A 997-nucleotide genomic window follows, 5' to 3' on the forward strand; every position below is an offset into this window, starting at 1 on the left:
AAGCTGGGGGAAACGGGACTCCGGAGGTTGTCCATCCAGCATAACCTGAAGCTTCGAGTCGCTGCGATTCGCAAGCTCCTTCTGGTGGCTGCGGAGTCGCTCTCATCTGACGAACAAACGCTTCGTCCCGAACTCCTTCTGCTGCGAATGAAGCTGCAGGATCTTCGCGCCTTTGACGCTAAGATCGATACGCTTGAGCAGGAGATCGAAGCCCTTTTGCTTCAGACCGACGGGCGGGTTTTACTTACCGTTCCAGGCCTTGGCGTTTCCACTGCAGCCGAGCTCTACGCTGAGATTGGCGATGTGTCCCATTACACTCATGCCGGACAGTTGATTAAGAAAGCAGGAACGAATCCCGTCGTTAAGCAAACGGGCGGAAGTGCCGGATCTTATGGAAAAATTTCCAAGCAAGGGAACTCTCATTTGCGCTATGTTGCCTACTTAGCCGGTCGAAGCCTCTGCCTGCATAACCCGGATCTCAAACCGTTTTACGAGCGGTTAAAGAGCCGCGGGAAGCATCCTCGCTCCATTTTTGTAGCTATGGGGAATAAGATGCTGAAAATTGCATTTGCGATGCTACGTGACAAGAAGCCCTTTCTCTCCACCAAGCCCTCTTGTCCGTTTGCCAAGGAGATCAATAAGAAGCTCCGTTTTAGCTGTTTCATTACGCTGGATGTTGCCTGAACAAGCCTGAAATGACTGAACCGGTGGGTCTGGGACTGAGGGAAGATCGGATTAAATTCTAGAGGCCCAGACCTCGTAAATAAGCCTTATCCACCTCGTCCTGTTAATGCGAATTGTACGTTAGATCTCGATCTGCACTCAGCCAGATTGCATAACAGGATTGAACACGAGGCTATTTCCTTTCAAGTTCGAGACCTTCCGGTTCTGTCCATCGCTCTTCGTCAGTTGCTAACTATTTTTTGGAAAACAAAGAGTTAGGTGTGTTTGAGTTGCTTTTATAGTCAGTTTTAGCTTGTTGACATAGTACGCTTAT

1 protein-coding gene is annotated in these 997 nt (G+C 49.3%); it reads left to right on the plus strand.

Annotated features, from left to right (window positions below; genetic code table 11):
- Positions 1 to 684 (plus strand): transposase (locus tag ACAN56_RS35375; protein ID WP_379148779.1); only part of this gene is annotated, 684 nt, incomplete at its 5' end.
- Positions 685 to 997 lie beyond the last annotated feature (313 nt).

The sequence above is a fragment of the Paenibacillus paludis genome (genome assembly GCF_042610515.1).
GTDB lineage: Bacteria > Bacillota > Bacilli > Paenibacillales > Paenibacillaceae > Paenibacillus_AQ.